The sequence below is a fragment of the Streptomyces sp. NBC_01384 genome, assembly GCF_045040035.1.
Classification (GTDB): domain Bacteria; phylum Actinomycetota; class Actinomycetes; order Streptomycetales; family Streptomycetaceae; genus Streptomyces.
Genome location: NZ_CP109559.1, coordinates 2,916,278 through 2,931,955, shown reverse-complemented (window position 1 = coordinate 2,931,955; position 15,678 = coordinate 2,916,278). Strand labels below are relative to the sequence as shown.

Below are 15,678 nucleotides of genomic sequence, written 5' to 3'. Positions count from 1 at the left end.
GTTGGCGGTATTCCGTACGGACCGGATGATCCGGCACGGAGTGCCTAGGGGAGAGTAACGACCGTCGCGGCGTACACGAGACCCGCCCCGAAGCCGATGACGAGCGCGGTGTCGCCGCTCTTCGCCTCGCCGGTCGCCAGGAGCCGCTCCATCGCGAGCGGGATCGAGGCGGCCGAGGTGTTGCCGGTGGTACGTACGTCACGCGCGACCGTGACGTGCTCCGGCAGTTTCAACGTCTTCACCATCGAGTCGATGATCCGCTCGTTGGCCTGGTGGGGGATGAAGACGTCCAGGTCGTTCGAGGTGATTCCGGCCGCGTCCAGCGCCTGCTGGGCGACCTTCGCCATCTCGAACACGGCCCAGCGGAACACCGCCTGGCCCTCCTGCGTGATCGCAGGGAACTTGACCTCGCCCTTGGAGTCGAGCGGAAGCTGGGACAGGTCCGAACCGCGGAACTCGTCCCACGGCACGGTCTGCTTGATCGTGCCGGCCTTGTCGCCCTCGCTGCCCCACACGGTCGGGCCGATGTGCGGCTCCTCGGAGGGGCCCACGACGACCGCGCCCGCGCCGTCACCGAACAGGAAGGCCGTCGCACGGTCCTCCAGGTCGGTCAGGTCGGACAGCCGCTCCACGCCGATGACAAGTACGTACTCCGCCGAACCCTCGACGATCATGCCCTTGGCGAGCGTGAGGCCGTAGCCGAAGCCCGCGCAGCCGGCCGAGATGTCGAAGGCGGCGGCCTTCTGCGTGCCGAGCTTGTCGGCGATCTCCGTCGCGACGGCCGGAGTCTGGCTGAAGTGCGAGACGGTCGAGACGACCACCGCACCGATCTGCTCGGCGTTGATCCCGGCGTCGGCGATGGCCTTGCCGGACGCCTCGATGGACATCGCGGCCACGGTCTCCTCGTCGGAGGCCCAGTGCCGACTCTGGATGCCGGAGCGCGAGCGGATCCACTCGTCGGACGAGTCGATCGTCTCGAGGATCACCTCGTTCGGCACGACCCGCACGGGACGGTAGCCGCCCACACCCAGGATCCGCGCATACGGGGCGCCCTTGCTGGGCTTGATCTTCGACATGCTCTGTCGGCTCCTTAGGCGGAGGCGTGCTCTGCGATGAGTTCGCGAGCCGCGTCGAGGTCGTCGGGGGTCTTCAGCGCCAGGGTCTTCACACCCGGCAGCGCGCGCTTGGCGAGTCCGGTCAGGGTGCCGCCCGGGCAGACCTCGATCAGCGCGGTCGCGCCGAGTTCCTGGAAGGTTTCCATGCACAGGTCCCAGCGGACCGGGTTGGCGACTTGGCCGACCAGCCGCTTCAGGACGTCGGCGCCGCTCTTGACGGCCTGTCCGTCCTTGTTCGAGATGTACGTCACCTTCGGGTCCCCGGGGCTCAGATCCTCGGCGGCCTGTGCCAGCGCCTCGACCGCGGGCGCCATGTGGTGCGTGTGGAACGCGCCGGCGACCTTCAGGGCCACCACGCGGCGTACGCCCTCGGGCTTGTCCTTCTCCAGGGCGGCCAGCTGCTCCAGCGTGCCCGCGGCCACGATCTGGCCCGCGCCGTTCACGTTCGCCGCGGTCAGACCGAGCTTCTCCAGGTGCGGGACCGCCGTCTCGGGGTCCCCGCCGAGCAGCGCCGACATACCGGTCTCGGTGATCGCGGCGGCCTCGGCCATCGCCAGGCCCCGCTTGCGGACGAGCCGCAGCGCGGCCGTGTCGTCGAGCACTCCCGCGAACGCGGCGGCCGTGATCTCACCGACGCTGTGACCGGCGACGGCGCCGGGACCGAGGTCGGCGATGTCACCGAGCGCGGCGGCGGAGAGGAGGCCGGCGGCGACCAGGAGGGGCTGGGCGACAGCCGTGTCCCGGATCGCGTCCGCGTCGGCCTGCGTGCCGTAGTGGGCAAGGTCGAGCCCGATGGCGTCCGACCACGCGGCGAGGCGGTCGGCGGCACCGGGGAGATCGAGCCAAGGAGTCAGGAAGCCGGGCGTCTGAGCGCCCTGGCCGGGAGCGACGAGTACGAGCACTCTCACACTCTCTCTTGTGGACGGCCACGGCCGCCCGTGGGGACAGGGACGAAGAACACGAGGGGGAATTGTAGGGCCCCGACAAATGCCTAGGCTTGAGGATCCCCATCGGCCAGACGACCCAGGATCAGCGCGATCCGCAGTGTGAACGCGGATCGTACATCCGAAGGCGACCAACCGGTGACGTCAGTCACACGTCGGAGCCGGTAGCGCACGGTGTTGGGGTGAACGAAGAGCATGCGGGCCGCGCCTTCGAGGCTGCTCGCCTGTTCGAGATAGACACTGAGCGTTTCCAGCAGCGCGGAGCCGGCTTCCTCCAGTGGTCTGTAGATCTCCTCCACCAGTTGCTCGCGGGCCGAGGGGTCCGAGGCGATCGCGCGCTCCGGCAGCAGATCGTCCGCGAGTACCGGGCGCGGGGCGTCCTGCCAGGCGAAACACGCCTTCAGCCCGGCGGCGGCGGCCTGTGCGGAGCGGGTCGCGGCGAGCAGATCGGGCACGATCGGTCCGGCGACGACGGGTCCGGCGGCATAGGGCCCGATCAGCGACTTCGCGACGGCGAGCGGATTGTCGTTCCCGCCCGCGATGACGACGAGCCGATCCCCGAGCACACCGGTGAGCACCTGCAGCTTGGCATGCCGAGCCGCCCGCCGAATCGCCTCCACGGTCAGCTCGCTGTCACCGTCGGGCGCCGTACCCAGCACCACGCAGACATGTTCGGGCGAATTCCAGCCAAGGGCCGCGGCCCGGCTGACGGCGCCCTCGTCGGCCTCGCCGGACAGCACGGCGTTCACCACCAGGGACTCCAGCCGGGCGTCCCAGGCCCCCCGCGCCTCGGCGGCCTGCGCGTACACCTGGGCGGTGGCGAAGGCGATCTCACGGGCGTACACGAGGAGGGCTTCGCGGAGGACCGACTCGTCGCCCGGGGCGGCGACCTCGTCGATCGCGCTCTCCATGACCTCGATGGTCGTCCGCACCATCTCCACGGTCTGCCGCAGGGTGATCGCCCTGGTCAGCTCGCGTGGCGCGGTCCCGAAGACATCGGTGGAGATGGCCTGCGGCGCATTCGGATGCCGGAACCACTCGGTGAAGGCGGCGATACCGGCCTGGGCGACGAGCCCGATCCAGGAACGGTTCTCCGGTGGCATGGCCCGGTACCACGACAGCGTCTCGTCCATCCGCGCGATGGCCTGCGCGGCGAGACTGCCGGACGACTTCTCCAGCCGCTTCAGGGTCGCGGAGTGCGCGTGGATGTCGTGCGCTGGGCGCTCGGTGTTGCTGGCTTCGGGTTCGGGCACGGGACAAGACTGCCTTATCCGGACGGAGGTGTGCGGCGGAGGGTCTCAAGTAAGAGCGGGGAGGACGTGGGGCGGGGCTACGGTGGTGGCTGTGACGGACGTACGGCGACGGTGGAAGCGGCGGATCTGATGGACGTACGGCGCGCCGACGAGCGCTACCGCGGCGGTGACCCGGCGACCGGGATCACCTCCTTCCACGCCTTCTCCTTCGGCCCGCACTACGACCCCGACAACCTCCGCTTCGGCGCGGTGATCGCCTGCAACGAGGAGCGGCTCGCGCCCGGCGCCGGTTTCGACGAGCACCCGCACAGTCATACCGAGATCGTCACGTGGGTGGTGGAGGGCGAGCTGACCCACCGCGACTCGGCCGGCCATGAGTCGGTGGTCCGCCCCGGGGACGTCCAGCGCCTCAGCGCCGCCGGCGGCGTCCGCCACGTGGAACGCAACGACGCCGCGTCACCACTCGTCTTCGTCCAGATGTGGCTGGCCCCCCTCTCGCCGGGCGGTGAGCCGTCCTACGAGGTCGTCCACGGCATCGCGGACTCCACGCCGTACGCCGTACCGGAGGCAGGCGCGATGCTCCACGTACGCCGCCTGGCGGAGGGGGAACGCACGGCGGTCCCCGACGCGCCCTTCGTCTACGTCCACGTCGTCCGCGGCGAAGTCCTGCTGGACGGCGAGGAGTTGGGGCCCGGTGATGCGGCGCGCATCACCGACGCCAAGAACCTGGAGGCGCTGGCGGGCGCCCCGGCGGAACTACTCCTGTGGGAAATGCCGGCACCTTCCTGAGCCCCGGGCCCCCGGGGAAGGGAACGGTGGGATCAGCCTCGTAGGGCCCTCAGCACCGCGTCCGTGAACGGCGTCCACGCCTCCACCGCCCAGGGCCCGAACGCCCGGTCCGTCAGGGCGACGCACGCCGCGCCCGCCACCGGGTCGATCCACAGGAACGTACCCGACTGCCCGAAGTGACCGAAGGTTCGGGGGGAGGAGGAAATGCCCGTCCAGTGGGGAGACTTGGAGTCGCGGATTTCGAAGCCGAGCCCCCAGTCGTTGGGGTTCTGGTGGCCGTAACCCGGCAGGACCCCCTTCGTACCGGGGTACTGGACGGTCATGGCCTCCGCGACCGTACGGGCGTCGAGGAGCCGCGGCGCCTGTACCTCCGCCGCGAAGCGGACCAGATCCGCCACCGTCGACACACCGTCCTTCGCGGGCGAGCCCTCCAGCGACGTCCCCGTCATACCCAGCGGCTCCAGCACCGCCTGCCGCAGATACTCCCCGAAGGGGATGTCGGTCGCCTTGGCGACATGGTCCCCGAGCACCTCGAACCCGGCGTTGGAGTACAACCGCCGCTCCCCGGGCACGGACGTCACCCGGTGCTCGTCGAAGGCGAGCCCGGAGGTGTGCGCGAGGAGGTGACGCACCGTCGAGCCGGGCGGCCCGGCAGGCTCGTCGAGCTCGATCGCCCCCTCCTCGTACGCGACGAGCACGGCATACGCGGCAAGCGGCTTGGTGACCGAGGCGAGGGGGAAACGGTGGTCCACCGGACCGTACGACCCGAGCACCGCCCCGTCCGCGCGGACGACCGCCGCCGCGGCCGTGGGAACGGGCCAGTTCTCGATCAACGCCAGGGTGCTCTGCAAAGACATGCTCACGAGCCTAAGCGGCTCACAGCTGCAGCCGCATCGACGGGTCCGGCTTGCGCACGAATCCGAGCGAGGCGTACAGCGGCTCGGCCACGGCGGACGCGTTGAGGTCGACCTGCGGAACGTCCCGCTCGCGGAACCAGTCGAGCAGCGTCTCCATGCACGCGCGCGCGTACCCGCGGCGCCGCGCGTCCGGGTCGGTGGCGACACTGAAGACATGCCCGACCGCGCCGTGCGGATTGCCCGCGCGCCCGATCCGGTACTCGATCGTCCCGGCGACGAGCGCCGCGAGGGAGCCGGGCCGGTCCGGATGGTCGACGACGAAGGCCGCGAAGTCCCCTTCGGGATCGGCCAGTCTGCCGCGTAGGGTCGGGAGCGACTGGGTGTGCCAGTCCGTGGACGTGGGGCCGGCGGAGGCGAAGACCGAATCGATCATCACCTGGCGCAGGCGCAGCACTTCCCCGGCGTCCTCGGGCACGGCACGGCGTACGAGACTCATGATCGGCACCGTAGCCAGCGCGCCTCGCGGACGTCTCCGTATTTTCGGCGGACGCGTTTTCGCCAGACGTGTTTTCGCCTTTTCGCCGGACACATTCTCACCGGATTCCGCTTGCTTCGAGTGCACTCCAAGGTTTTAGCGTGGAGGTCATGACGGTGATGGAGACCACGGCCGAGGCCGCCGAGACCGGCACCAGGACCAGGACCGACGTCTGTGCGGCGCCGCCCGAGCGGCACCGGCGCCCCGACGGCCAGGACAGCTACACGATCAGCGAGGTCGTCGCCTTCACCGGCCTCACCGCGCACACCCTGCGCTGGTACGAGCGGATCGGGCTGATGCCGCACATCGACCGCTCGCACACCGGTCAGCGCCGCTACAGCAACCGCGACCTGGACTGGCTCAGCCTCGTCGGCAAGCTCCGGCTCACCGGCATGCCGGTCGCCGACATGGTGCGGTACGCGGAACTGGTGCGCGAGGGCGACGACACCTACCTCGAGCGCTTCGAACTCCTGGAGGCGACCCGCCGCGACGTGCGGGCGCGGATCGCCGAACTCCAGGACACCCTGGCGGTGCTCGACCACAAGATCAGTTTCTATGCGGACGCCGGGCGTGCCCTGGCGTCGGAGAGGTCCCGATGACGGACAGCAAGATCGCGAAGGTGGAGCTGGGCTCCGGCGGCCCCGAGGTCGGCGTGCAGGGCCTCGGCTGCATGGGCATGAGCTTCGCGTACGGGCCCACGGACGCCGACGAGGCCCGGGCCACCCTGGAACGGGCGCTGGAACTCGGCGTCACGCTCTTCGACACGGCCGACATGTACGGGGTCGGGGAGAACGAGAAGTTCATCTCGCCCTTCATCAGGGCGCACCGCGACGAGGTGGTCCTCGCCACGAAGTTCGGCATTTCCTACGATCCCGCCGAGCCGACGAAGCGGGTCATCCGCAACGACGCGCCGTACATCCGCCAAGCCGTCGAGGGGAGCCTGAAGCGGCTGGACGTCGAGGTGATCGACCTCTACTACATGCACCGCCGTGACGTGAACGTCCCCATCGAGGAGACCGTCGGCGCGATGGCCGAGCTGGTGCAGGAGGGCAAGGTCAAGCACCTCGGCCTGAGCGAGGTCACCGGAGCGGAGCTGCGCGCCGCCCACGCCGTGCACCCGATCGCGGCCGTGCAGTCGGAGTGGTCGCTGTTCAGCCGGGACATCGAGGCGGGTGTGGTGCCGGCGGTCCGTGAGCTGGGTGTGGCACTGGTGCCGTACTCGCCGCTCGGGCGCGGCTTCCTCACCGGTTCGTTCGCCAACGCCGACCAGGATCTGACCTCGGACGACTTCCGGCGCACGATGCCCCGTTTCACCGGCGACAACGCGGCCGCGAACGCCGCACTGCTGGAGCCGATCCGGGCGGTGGCCGAGGCGCACGGCGCCTCGCTGGGGCAGATCGCGCTGGCCTGGGTGCAGGCACAGGCGGCGGTGCACGGGCTGCCGGTCGTGCCGATCCCGGGCACGCGCAAGCGTGCGCGGGTCGAGGAGAACACGGCGGCGACGCGGATCGTGCTCGGTGAGGAGGACTTGGCTCTGTTGGAGCCGATCGCCTCGAAGGTGGCCGGTGAGCGGTACGCGGACATGTCGTTCTCGTCGGCTGGGCGGGAGTGACGGCGGGTCGCTCGCGGCCGCGGGGCGGCGCGGGCCGGCCGTGCCCACGCGGCGGAGCCGCACATGTCACAGCCCCGTGCCCCTGAAGCCAGGGGCGCGGGGCTCACAGGCGCGGGGCTCACAGTTCCGCTAACAGCTCGGCCTTCTTCGTCGTGAACTCCTCGTCCGTGACCAGGCCCGCCTGGTGCAGCTCGCCCAGGTGGCGGATGCGGTCGGCGATGTCGGCCGGGTCGCGGCGGGGACCCGCGCTCGCGGTCACCGGTGCGGGGCCCGAGGCCCGTACGGCCGCGAGGACCGCGGCGGCGAACGGGAGCGACTCGTGGACGGGCCCGTAACCGAGCCCGAAGACGACCGCCGCCGGGTCCTGGTCCGCGGTGGCGGGCTGGGCGGCGGCGGGCTCGCGGCGCAGCAGCCGAAGGTGGCCCTCGAAGACCTCGGGGGAGCGCCACTCGACCCCGCTCAGGCCGGCGACCGGGAAGCTCTGGTCGCCGGCCTTCCACTTCGCGGAGGACGCGCCCGTCCAGAACCAGCGGAAGGACACCGCCCTGCCGTCGAAGGACGCCTTCCCGTCGTACGCCTTGAAATGGAGGGGGGCCTCGGGCGCGCCCACGAGATAGCGCTCGGGCGGTTCGGCGTTCTCGGTGAGCGCGGCGCGCAGCTCGTCCGCGTAGTACTCGGCGAGGGTCTCCCGGTCGACGGGCAGCACCAGCCGGTAGGGGTCGCACCCTTCCTTCAGTTGCCCCGCGGCCGCCTCCATCAGCGGGTCGGCACCCGCTCTCGGCACGGCGTGCAGGACGACCGTTCCGCGCTTCCCGGGGGTCAGTGTGACCGCCGAGATCGCCTCCAGGGGGATGCGGCGTTCGCCGAGCGCCTGGAACAGCTTCGGCGTCCGGATCCCCCGTTCGAAGCGGATGAGCACGGAGTCGGACTCGAACTCCCAGGCGGCATGAAATCCGGCCAGTACGTCACCCATGCGGGCCATCGTATGCGGCGCGCCCGCCGGAGTCGCCTCCTAGGGAGGACCGCAGTTTTTCGTCCTCTACGCGCGTCCTGCCGCCGAGGCGTCGGACAAACCCTTCCGGCACGCGTCATCCTCGTGCGCGCACTCCACCGCGCGGTACGCACCAATGCCGATCTCGGCGAAGTTGCGCAGGCTCGCGGTGCCCGGCTCGAAATAGCCGGCGTGGCCGTTCGCGCCCTGGGCGGACAGCACCCGTGCCCCGAACGCCTTCGACACCGGGTCGGCGCCGTGGCCGAGCCCGCCGAATTCGAGGTACGGCACGTCCTGGATCCAGTCGCCGGGGTCCCGCATCGCCCAGACCCGGGCGGTGGTGTGCAGCGAGGACGCCTTCTGGGCCCGCATGCCGGGGCTGCCGGCGACCGCTATGTCGGAGACCCGGGAGGGCAGCGAGTGGGCGGCGACCCCGCACAGCACGGAGCCGTAGCTGTGGCAGAACAGCGCGACGGGCGCACGGCCGGGCAGCGCGCGCAGCAGCGCGTTCAGCCGGACCGCGCCCTCCGCGGCGCGGGTGCCGGTGGCCGCGTCCATGCCGAGTCCGCTGGGCGTGGTGTAGTCGGCCCAGGCGATCACGGCGGTACGCGCCAGGGGGGCGGCGGCGTGCTCGGCCCCGTACAGGGACTGAGCCATGCCGACCGGCGCCGAGTACGGCTTGTTGGTGCGCTGGAAGGTGAGCAGATCGGTGTCGACGCCAGGCACCACGACGGAGATCCGCTCGGCCCGGTCGAGGTTTCCGAAGACCTCGGCGACCCGGCCCGAACCCATCGGGTCGAAGGCGAGGAAGTCGCGCCCCTTGCTCAGCATCGCCTCGTAGCGGTGCATGCGGAGGCCGGCCTGCTGCTGTCCCAGGGACGAGAGCCGGTTGTCGTGCATGCGCTTCTTCTCGACCTTGCGCTGCTGGTCGACGGCGACGCGGTTGGCCTCGTAGCGCAGGGTCACGGGCGCGCCGTTCATGTTGCCGACCGCGAGGGGATAGCGGTGGGCGAGACGGGTGCGCTCGTGTGCGTCGAGCGAGGCGAAGAAGCGGGCCAGACGGCTCGGCGTGGCGTCGGGGTCGGGGAGTCGCTGTCCTGCGACGCTGCCGTGCTGCCACGCGGAGCGCGACGCCTGGAGAGGGGTTGCCCCTCGATGGCCCTGGACTGCGGTCCAGCCACTGGTGGCCAGCATCACAAACACCACGGCCAGCGCGAGCAGTGCGCGCCAGACGTTCAGTTGGGGGGATGTGTCGAAGGAAGTCACTGAGAGGACACCCTAGGAGAAGGTTGGTGTCTCCCGTTAAATGAGTGACTGGGATCACGTTTCTCATAGGGTAATTGGGGCAAAGCGGGTTCAGTTTCAGATAAATAGTGACGTTGGGTGTGCGGAGTTGATCGGTCCGTACGTCGGTTCGTACGTCAGTCCGTAGTCACTGCGTACGTCACTCGGTACGTCACTCGGTACGTCACTCCGGGCGCCACTTCTCCGCCAACGCGGGCCCCACGTGGTCGAGATACGAGGCCGTCAACTCGCGGATCGCGGCGATGCTGTGTTCGTCGCCCTCGCTCCACAGGCGGCCCGTGATCCGCATCACTCCGCCGAACACCGCCACCGCGACCCGGGGTCTGGGGTCCACGTCCACGTCGAGGCCCTCGCGTTCGGCGATCACCCGCGCGATCTCCTCCTCCAGTTCCGCGGAGCGGCGCAGATAGGCGGCGAGCAGGGCGGGTGTCGACTCGATCAACCGGTAGGCGCGCATGTGCAGTTCGAGCGGGACGAGGGATTCGATCGACTCGCCGATGGTCTCCCAGCCCTCCAGGACCGCGCGCCGCAGCGCCTCCAACGGGGCTTCGTGGGGCGGGCGTTCGCGCACGGCGACGAGGAAGCGGGCCTCCGCGACGCCCTGGGTGAAGAGGGCGACCTCCTCCTTGCCCGCGAAGTACCGGAAGAAGGTGCGCTGCGAGACGTCGACGGCCTCGGCGATCTCGTCGACGGTCGTCCGCTCGTATCCCTGGGTGGTGAACAGTTCGAGTGCGGCCCGCAGCAGCGCGTCCCGGGTGCGCTGCTTCTTGCGCTCGCGCAAACCTGGCCGGGGCGACGTCTGGGGAGCTTGGGGAGCTGTCGTCTCCATGGAGTCCTCTTCTGTTCTTTCCGCCCAGCTCAGCGTACTGGCGGGTGACGTGACAGTTACCGACTTGTGAATTGGTTTGTCAATTGTCAGTGGCTGTCACTAGCCTCGAACGCATGACTAGTCAGACCACCATCGACACGACGGGGTCGGGGGACAAGACTCCGGTCACCCCGGCGGAGCGGGCGCCGTCCGACGGGCTGCGCGGCCATCCGTGGTTCACCCTGTTCACCGTCGCCGTCGGCGTCATGATGGTCGCCCTGGACGGCACCATCGTGGCCATCGCCAACCCGGCCATCCAGAAGGACCTGGGCGCGAGCTTCGCCGACGTCCAGTGGATCACCAACGGATACTTCCTCGCACTCGCGGTCACCCTGATCACCGCGGGCAAGCTCGGTGACCGCTTCGGCCACCGCCAGACCTTCCTCATAGGCGTGGTCGGTTTCGCCGCGTCCTCCGGCGCGATCGGCTTCTCCAGCAGCATCGCCCTGGTGGTCACCTTCCGTGTCTTCCAGGGCCTGTTCGGCGCGCTGCTGATGCCGGCCGCGCTCGGCCTGCTGCGGGCCACCTTCCCGGCCGAGAAGCTGAACATGGCGATCGGCATCTGGGGCATGGTCATCGGCGCCTCCACCGCGGGCGGCCCGATCCTCGGCGGTCTGCTGGTCCAGCACGTCAGCTGGCAGTCGGTGTTCTTCATCAACGTCCCGGTCGGCGTCACCGCGCTGGTCCTCGGCCTGCTGATCCTGCTCGACCACCGTGCGGAGAACGCCCCGCGCTCCTTCGACGTCCTGGGTATCGCGCTGCTCTCCGGCGCCATGTTCTGCCTGGTCTGGGCGCTCATCAAGGCCCCGGCCTGGGGCTGGGGCTCCGGACTGACCTGGACCTTCCTCGGCGCCTCGGTGATCGGCTTCGTGCTCTTCGCCCTCTGGGAGAAGCGGGTCAAGGAGCCGCTGATCCCGCTGGCGCTGTTCCGCTCCGTGCCGCTGTCGGCGGGCGTGGTCCTCATGGTGCTGATGGCCATCGCCTTCCTGGGCGGCCTGTTCTTCGTCACCTTCTATCTCCAGAACGTGCACGGTATGAGCCCCGTGGACGCCGGTCTGCACCTGCTCCCGCTCACCGGAATGATGATCGTGGGCTCGCCGCTGGCCGGCGCCTTGATCACCAAGACGGGCCCGCGCATCCCGCTGGCGGGCGGCATGGCCCTCACCGCGATCTCCATGTACGGCATGTCCACGCTGGACACGGGCACCAGCGGCGCTGTCATGTCGCTCTGGTTCGCCGGTCTCGGCCTCGGCCTCGCGCCGGTCATGGTCGGTGCCACCGAGGTGATCGTGGGCAACGCGCCGATGGAGCTCTCCGGTGTCGCCGGCGGTCTCCAGCAGGCCGCGATGCAGATCGGCGGCAGCCTCGGTACGGCCGTGCTGGGCGCCGTGATGGCCTCCAAGGTCGACGGCGACCTCGCGGGCAACTGGGCCGACGCCAAGCTGCCGCCGCTCACCCCGGCCCAGCTCGACCAGGCCTCGCAAGCCGTCCAGGTCGGTGCCGCGCCGGTCGCCAAGGGCACCCCGGCCGCACTCGCCGAGAAGATCACGACCGTCGCCCACGACACCTTCATCTCGGGCATGAGCCTGGCCTGCCTGGTCGCCGCCGGGGTGGCCGTCGTGGCGGTCTTCGTCGCCCTCCTCACCAAGCGGGGCGAGAACACGGAGGCGGCGGAGGCGGGCGCCGGTCACATCTGACCTGCCCGTTTTCGTTCCGGTTTCACCTATCAGGGTGATGCCGCTGAAGATCCCTCCCGCTCGGGGCACGCCGCAGGTCACAGTGGGTCAAGTCCTCCGCACGACATGGGAGGGCGACCGGGGCTGCGGCGCGCTGCCGGAGGGGGGCGGCGCGCAGGCAGGGCTCAAGGTGAGGCCCCGCGCCTCCAAGGAGGCGCGGGGCTGTGACATGTGCGGCTCCGCCGCGTGGGCGCGATCAGCCCCCACCAATCCGCACCCGGACAACGACCCCCGCGCGTCAGCGCGAACGCTCCTCCACCACCTCCGGCACCGGGTGCCGAACGCCGTGCACAGGACCGTCACGCCACGGCTCGCATTGCCGTCCACGATCGGCACCGCATAAGCCACGGCGAACAGCACCGCCATCGCCAACAGCGGCCGTTGCGTAAAGTGCTCCCAACGGGCCTGAGCCGATTGCTCGTCCATGTCCGCATCGTAGGGACAGCGCAAACCCCGCCGGAAACGCGACGGGCGGTGAAGCCCGAGCCGAGCCCCACCGCCCTTCAACCGCTCAAGCGAGCGCGGCGCCTACGCGTCGCCGCCCGCGGCCCCCGGATGGGCCGCCGCCACGTCGAGCAGCTGATAGCGGTCGATGGCCTGCTTCAGCACCGACCGGTCGACCTTGCCCTCGCGCGCCAGCTCGGTCAGCACCGCGACCACGATCGACTGCGCGTCGATGTGGAAGAAGCGCCGGGCCGCCCCGCGCGTGTCCGCGAAGCCGAAGCCGTCCGCGCCCAGCGACTGGTACGTCCCCGGCACCCAGCGCGAGATCTGGTCCGGAACCGATCGCATCCAGTCGGACACGGCCACGAACGGACCCTCGGCGCTGCTCAGCTTCTGCGTCACATACGGGACGCGCTGCTCCTCCTCGGGGTGCAGCAGATTGTGCCGCTCCACCTCGACGGCCTCGCGCCGCAGCTCGTTCCAGGAGGTCGCCGACCAGACGTCGGCGCGTACGTTCCACTCCTCGGCGAGGATCCTCTGTGCTTCCAGCGCCCACGGCACGGCGACACCGGACGCCAGGATCTGCGCCGGCACGTAGCCCGAAGTCCCTTGCGCGTAGCGGTGGATGCCCTTGAGGATGCCGTCCACGTCGACGTCCGCCGGCTCGGCCGGGTGCTGGATCGGCTCGTTGTAGACGGTGAGGTAGTAGAAGACGTCCTCGCCGTGCGGGTGTTCGTCGGACGAGCCGTACATCCGGCGCAGTCCGTCCTGCACGATGTGCGCGATCTCGAACCCGTACGCCGGGTCGTAGGCGACACAGCCCGGGTTGGTGGAGGCGAGCAGCTGCGAGTGGCCGTCCGCGTGCTGGAGGCCCTCACCGGTCAGCGTCGTCCGCCCGGCGGTGGCGCCGAGGACGAAACCGCGCGCCATCTGGTCGGCCATCTGCCAGAACTGGTCGCCGGTGCGCTGGAAACCGAACATCGAGTAGAAGACGTAGACGGGGATCAGCGGCTCGCCGTGCGTGGCGTACGCCGAACCCGCCGCGATCAGCGAGGCCGTACAGCCCGCCTCGGAGATGCCGTCGTGCAGCATCTGGCCGGTCGGCGACTCCTTGTACGCGAGGAGCAGATCGCGGTCCACGGACTCGTACTGCTGGCCGAGCGGGTTGTAGATCTTCGCGCTCGGGAAGAACGAGTCCATACCGAAGGTGCGGTACTCGTCGGGCGCGATCAGCACGAACCGCTTGCCGATCTCCTTGTCCCGCATGAGGTCCTTGAGCAGTCGCACGAAGGCCATGGTGGTGGCGATCGACTGCTGACCGGAGCCCTTCTTCACGCCCGCGTACGTCTTGTCCTCGGGAAGCTGGAGCGGCTTCGAGCGGACGACGCGCGTGGGGACGTACCCGCCGAGCCCCTTGCGGCGGTCGTGCATGTACTGGATCTCTTCCGAGTTCCGGCCCGGGTGGTAGTACGGCGGCGCGCCGTCCTCCAGCTCCCTGTCGGAGATCGGCAGGTGCAGCCGGTCGCGGAAGCCCTTGAGGTCGGCGACCGTCAGCTTCTTCATCTGGTGCGTGGCGTTGCGGCCCTCGAAGTTGGGTCCGAGCGTCCAGCCCTTGACGGTCTGGGCGAGTACCACGGTCGGCTGGCCCTTGTGCGACTTGGCCGCCGCGAAGGCCGCGTAGACCTTCCGGTGGTCGTGACCGCCGCGGCCCAGGTGCAGGATCTGGTCGTCGGTCATGTTCTCGACCATCGCGCGCAGCCGGTGGTCGTCACCGAAGAAGTGCCGGCGGATGTACGCGCCGGTCTCGGTGGCGTACGTCTGGAACTGGCCGTCGGGGGTGGTGTTCAGCCTGTTGACCAGCACGCCGTCGCGGTCCTGTGCGAGCAGCGGGTCCCAGGTGCGGTCCCAGACCAGCTTGATGACGTTCCATCCGGCGCCCCGGAACTGCGACTCCAGCTCCTGGATGATCTTGCCGTTGCCGCGCACCGGGCCGTCGAGGCGCTGGAGGTTGCAGTTGACGACGAAGGTCAGGTTGTCCAGGCCCTCGCGCGCCGCGATCGACAACTGGCCGAGCGACTCCGGCTCGTCCATCTCGCCGTCGCCGAGGAACGCCCATACGTGGGACTTGGAGGTGTCCGCGATGCCGCGCGCCTCCATGTAGCGGTTCATCCGCGCCTGGAAGATCGCGCCGAGCGGGCCGAGGCCCATGGAGACGGTCGGGAACTCCCAGAAGTCCGGCATCAGCCGCGGGTGCGGGTAGGAGGAGAGCCCGTACGGAGCCTTCGACTTCTCCTGCCGGAACGCGTCGAGCTGCTGCTCGCTCAGCCGGTCGAGGAGGAACGCGCGGGCGTAGATGCCCGGCGAGGCGTGCCCCTGGAAGAAGATCTGGTCGCCGCCGTCACCCTCGTCCTTGCCGCGGAAGAAGTGGTTGAAGCCCACGTCGTAGAGCGAGGCGGAGGACGCGAAGGTGGCGATGTGACCGCCGACGCCGATGCCGGGCCGCTGGGCGCGCGACACCATCACGGCGGCGTTCCAGCGCGTCGCGTTCAGAACCTTCCGCTCGATCTCCTCGTTGCCGGGGAAGAAGGGCTCGTCCTTGGTGGCGATGGTGTTGACGTAGTCCGTGCTGCGCATTTCGGGCACGGCCACGCGCTTCTCGCGTGCCCTCTCGATCAGCCGCAGCATCAGATAGCGGGCGCGCTCGCGGCCGCGCTCGTCGACGGCGGCGTCGAGGGAGTCGAGCCACTCCTGCGTCTCTTCGGGGTCGAAGTCCGGGACCTGACTGGGAAGGCCGCCAATGATGATCGGATTGCGATCGGATCCGGGAGCCACGCTGTTCCTTCGCTGTCAGAGGGGCGTCTGAAGGCTGCCCGAGGGGCCGTCCGAGGGCTGCCCGCGGGGCTGTATGGGGGCGGTTTTTCGGTCTGTCTGTACCGTTCCCCATCGTGTACCTCGGGAACGGAATCGTCATCTCTACCGAGAGGTAACCGACACATTCCTGCAGTTCGTTGGGGCGGGCCCGACCAAAACGCAACGATACGCTCACCCCGTGACGCGTTCCGCAAAGTCGTTCGGGTCTCGTACGCTCCGAGGGTTCCGAAATTCGCAAATGGGGCAGAAAGGTGTGGTGTGCGTCACTTATGGTCGTGAATCGCTGCCTGAAGTTGCGGCGACACCGCCGGGATCGTCACCGTTTCGGCGGTCTCGACGGCCGGGTACTTGCGCGATC

The 15,678-nt window shown here is 69.8% G+C and carries 13 protein-coding genes and 1 pseudogene; 4 read left to right on the top strand and 10 right to left on the bottom strand.

From position 1 onward, the window contains the following. Nucleotides 1-44: 44 nt before the first annotated feature. The 3 genes from OG747_RS13315 to fasR form a co-directional block, all read right to left on the bottom strand. Entirely contained in the window at nucleotides 45-1,076 is a 1,032-nt protein-coding gene (locus OG747_RS13315) for a ketoacyl-ACP synthase III (protein WP_405879533.1), read from the bottom strand. A gap of 14 nt (nucleotides 1,077-1,090) precedes the next feature. Continuing rightward, nucleotides 1,091-2,017: an ACP S-malonyltransferase gene (locus OG747_RS13310; RefSeq protein WP_405879532.1), complete on the bottom strand. Its 927-nt coding sequence runs from the start codon at nucleotides 2,015-2,017 to the stop codon at nucleotides 1,091-1,093. A gap of 89 nt (nucleotides 2,018-2,106) precedes the next feature. After that, nucleotides 2,107-3,312 carry a fatty acid biosynthesis transcriptional regulator FasR gene (gene fasR, locus OG747_RS13305; protein ID WP_405879531.1) on the bottom strand — a complete coding sequence of 402 codons (1,206 nt, stop codon included), beginning with the start codon at nucleotides 3,310-3,312 and terminating at the stop codon, nucleotides 2,107-2,109. 129 nt (nucleotides 3,313-3,441) lie between these two features. On the opposite strand from fasR, the gene OG747_RS13300 reads away from it, so the two are divergent. Beyond that, entirely contained in the window at nucleotides 3,442-4,101 is a 660-nt protein-coding gene (locus OG747_RS13300; protein ID WP_405885527.1) for a pirin family protein, read from the top strand. Between the two features lie 32 nt (nucleotides 4,102-4,133). Here OG747_RS13300 and OG747_RS13295 read toward each other — a convergent pair whose 3' ends face one another. Together OG747_RS13295 and OG747_RS13290 are read right to left on the bottom strand one after the other, a co-directional pair. Next, nucleotides 4,134-4,958, bottom strand: coding sequence for a serine hydrolase domain-containing protein (locus OG747_RS13295; protein ID WP_405879530.1), 825 nt, complete (start codon nucleotides 4,956-4,958; stop codon nucleotides 4,134-4,136). 19 nt (nucleotides 4,959-4,977) lie between these two features. Continuing rightward, nucleotides 4,978-5,454, bottom strand: coding sequence for a GNAT family N-acetyltransferase (locus OG747_RS13290; protein ID WP_405879529.1), 477 nt, complete (start codon nucleotides 5,452-5,454; stop codon nucleotides 4,978-4,980). Between the two features lie 149 nt (nucleotides 5,455-5,603). Between OG747_RS13290 and OG747_RS13285 the strand changes: the two genes are divergently transcribed. Both OG747_RS13285 and OG747_RS13280 read left to right on the top strand, forming a co-directional pair. Further along, nucleotides 5,604-6,092, top strand: coding sequence for a MerR family transcriptional regulator (locus OG747_RS13285; protein WP_405879528.1), 489 nt, complete (start codon nucleotides 5,604-5,606; stop codon nucleotides 6,090-6,092). Further along, entirely contained in the window at nucleotides 6,089-7,105 is a 1,017-nt protein-coding gene (locus OG747_RS13280) for an aldo/keto reductase (protein ID WP_405879527.1), read from the top strand. The genes OG747_RS13285 and OG747_RS13280 overlap by 4 nt, the downstream gene beginning before the upstream one ends. 118 nt (nucleotides 7,106-7,223) lie before the next feature. Here OG747_RS13280 and OG747_RS13275 read toward each other — a convergent pair whose 3' ends face one another. The 3 genes from OG747_RS13275 to OG747_RS13265 form a co-directional block, all read right to left on the bottom strand. Further along, on the bottom strand, nucleotides 7,224-8,078 hold the full coding sequence (locus tag OG747_RS13275; RefSeq protein WP_405879526.1) for a DUF4429 domain-containing protein: 855 nt from the start codon (nucleotides 8,076-8,078) through the stop codon (nucleotides 7,224-7,226). A 66-nt stretch (nucleotides 8,079-8,144) separates the two neighbouring features. Continuing rightward, complete coding sequence (locus tag OG747_RS13270; protein WP_405879525.1) at nucleotides 8,145-9,362, bottom strand: alpha/beta hydrolase; 1,218 nt, start codon at nucleotides 9,360-9,362, stop codon at nucleotides 8,145-8,147. A 202-nt stretch (nucleotides 9,363-9,564) separates the two neighbouring features. Beyond that, complete coding sequence (locus OG747_RS13265; RefSeq protein WP_405879524.1) at nucleotides 9,565-10,230, bottom strand: TetR family transcriptional regulator; 666 nt, start codon at nucleotides 10,228-10,230, stop codon at nucleotides 9,565-9,567. Nucleotides 10,231-10,343: 113 nt separating this feature from the next. Here OG747_RS13265 and OG747_RS13260 point away from each other — a divergent pair, with 113 nt between their 5' ends. Further along, nucleotides 10,344-11,966, top strand: a complete 1,623-nt coding sequence (locus OG747_RS13260) for an MFS transporter (RefSeq protein ID WP_405879523.1) — start codon at nucleotides 10,344-10,346, stop codon at nucleotides 11,964-11,966. Between the two features lie 324 nt (nucleotides 11,967-12,290). Here OG747_RS13260 and OG747_RS13255 read toward each other — a convergent pair. Both OG747_RS13255 and aceE read right to left on the bottom strand, forming a co-directional pair. Beyond that, nucleotides 12,291-12,431 (bottom strand): annotated as a pseudogene (locus OG747_RS13255) (two pore domain potassium channel family protein); the annotation flags it as partial. Between the two features lie 102 nt (nucleotides 12,432-12,533). Beyond that, on the bottom strand, nucleotides 12,534-15,281 hold the full coding sequence (aceE, locus tag OG747_RS13250) for a pyruvate dehydrogenase (acetyl-transferring), homodimeric type (protein ID WP_405879522.1): 2,748 nt from the start codon (nucleotides 15,279-15,281) through the stop codon (nucleotides 12,534-12,536). Nucleotides 15,282-15,678 lie beyond the last annotated feature (397 nt).